Source organism: Moorena sp. SIO4E2 (assembly GCF_010671945.1).
Lineage (GTDB): Bacteria > Cyanobacteriota > Cyanobacteriia > Cyanobacteriales > Coleofasciculaceae > Moorena > Moorena producens.
The window spans coordinates 1-1,808 of the sequence record NZ_JAAHIE010001065.1 but is presented as its reverse complement, the minus strand read 5'-3'; the positions used below and the strand labels follow the sequence as shown (position 1 = coordinate 1,808).

3 protein-coding genes are annotated in these 1,808 nt (G+C 42.2%); 1 reads left to right on the top strand and 2 read right to left on the bottom strand.

The features are described from left to right. Positions 1 to 97 precede the first annotated feature (97 nt). Positions 98 to 397, bottom strand: a complete 300-nt coding sequence (locus tag F6K37_RS40685) for a hypothetical protein (protein ID WP_287256982.1) — start codon at positions 395 to 397, stop codon at positions 98 to 100. Between the two features lie 27 nt (positions 398 to 424). On the opposite strand from F6K37_RS40685, the gene F6K37_RS40680 reads away from it, so the two are divergent. Then, positions 425 to 592, top strand: coding sequence for a hypothetical protein (locus F6K37_RS40680; protein WP_287256980.1), 168 nt, complete (start codon positions 425 to 427; stop codon positions 590 to 592). 100 nt (positions 593 to 692) lie between these two features. Here F6K37_RS40680 and F6K37_RS40675 read toward each other — a convergent pair whose 3' ends face one another. Beyond that, the gene (locus F6K37_RS40675; RefSeq protein WP_287256978.1) at positions 693 to 1,625 is read right to left on the bottom strand and encodes a hypothetical protein; all 933 of its coding nucleotides are present in this window, start codon (positions 1,623 to 1,625) and stop codon (positions 693 to 695) included. Positions 1,626 to 1,808 lie beyond the last annotated feature (183 nt).

Genomic DNA, 1,808 nt, shown 5'->3' with positions numbered 1-1,808 from the left:
ATCACTTGTCTTTGTACAAAGATGGCCTTCCTTTGATGAAACGACTAATTCAAGCTCGTTGCTCTATTACTGCTCCTCCTACTCTTCCGATACCTCTCTAAACCTGACCAAACGTCTTTCCAAAAGAGCCACACCCAAATCTTATAAAGTCATAGCAAAGGACATCATCAAACAAGCTATCAAACAAGGCTTCTCCGAGTAACCTCGACTGGTTAGCATCCTTGATTTCATTTTTACGAACTTTTTCGATTAACTCCCTGACTTCTGAGGTGATCTTATCCTGATACCTAAATTCTCTAGAGATTATATTATCGAGCTTTCCAGGTTCTTTCTTTTCAACCCGCACTGTACGAGGATGTATCACGTGGATGCGATAGGTGTAGTAGGCTCTAGTCATAGCTGTCTGATCAGATAAAGCGATTAATTGCTAAGCATATGCGCTACGCGCACGCTACTTGAGGTGCGGTCAGCGGTCAGCGGTCAGCGGTCAGCCTTCAGCCTATGTGCTACGCGCACGCTACGCGAACAGCCTTCAGCCGTCAGCCGATTTTATTCAAAAGCGTGGCACAGGCTTCGACGCTGTGACGCATAAGCTGATAGTTGATAACTGATAGCTGAATGCTGATAGCTGAATGCTGATAGCTGAATGCTGATAGCTTACCATAGATTTACAACCAAAAGATGCACCCGATTTAAGTCGCTAAATCCTGTTGAAGATTAGCTTTCGGCAGGTTCAATATCCATTCCTTAACATCACTACGACTGAATTTAATTGCTGCCTTATTCTTATTTCGTATTAAGGTTTTTAATCTATCTGCCAGATCGCTGAAAACATCACGGATATCAGCAGTTAACCAGTTCATATCCGGCTCACCCCAGGCGATCCCGCGCAAATTAATAGACTTTATTTCCTTAGGCACTTTAAAGACAATTGCAAATTGGACTGTCAGTATTTTTTGGATTTCCGGCTCTTCAATCCGCCAGTAACACCTTGAGTTACCTTCACCTTGGGAAATAATTTCAAAGTGACCAGCTTCGTAAGCATACTCAGGAATGACAATGAATGCTTTGAGTTCGTTCTTATTTCCTACATTAGCTTTGAGCTCCGCAGGAATAGTTGTAAATTCGGCTAGTTCAGTGCTATCAATCCCGATACTCCAATCAAGATTGCTATTGATACCTAAATTCATGCCCACCCCGAAGTTCATCACAGGTCGCCATTGGCTTTTGGGGAAAATAGACTGAACGATGGGCTCTTTTTCTCCTTTGGGACTGAAGTCAAGCTCACAGCATAATCGCCAAAATATAACCCCTGGTTTAGGACGCAAATCGACAGTCACAGTCATGTAATAGAAATCAAATGCATCACGCATTTGCTGTCGATAAATATTGGTCAATCCCTCTTCAGTTTCTTCAAATAGGTCTTCGGTAAGTAATATCAACTTATCCCTAGGATTGCCAAAGATAACTCTACTTTCCTGCAAGTTTTTAACGGCGGTTCCACCTACACCAAGCTTTGTACTTTCATCCAGGGGACTTTCCCATTTTTTCACTTGCTCAAATAGGTCAGCCAATAAAGTCTCAGCTTCTTGGGGATTCGGTAGCGGAATGTTTTTATCGGTCATTGACTTCAGCTCTCTTTACATTGACAAAGTTACTCATATTTGAAAATCTTGTGTAGTGGACTGACACAGCTAATTTGGTGCATTAGAATCTGCCATCTCTTCCTCTTCAAACACTGGATAAAGATGTTTAAGTTTGACTCTGGCATCCGGGGTTGAAAAATGCCAAATTACTTGACTGGCTGT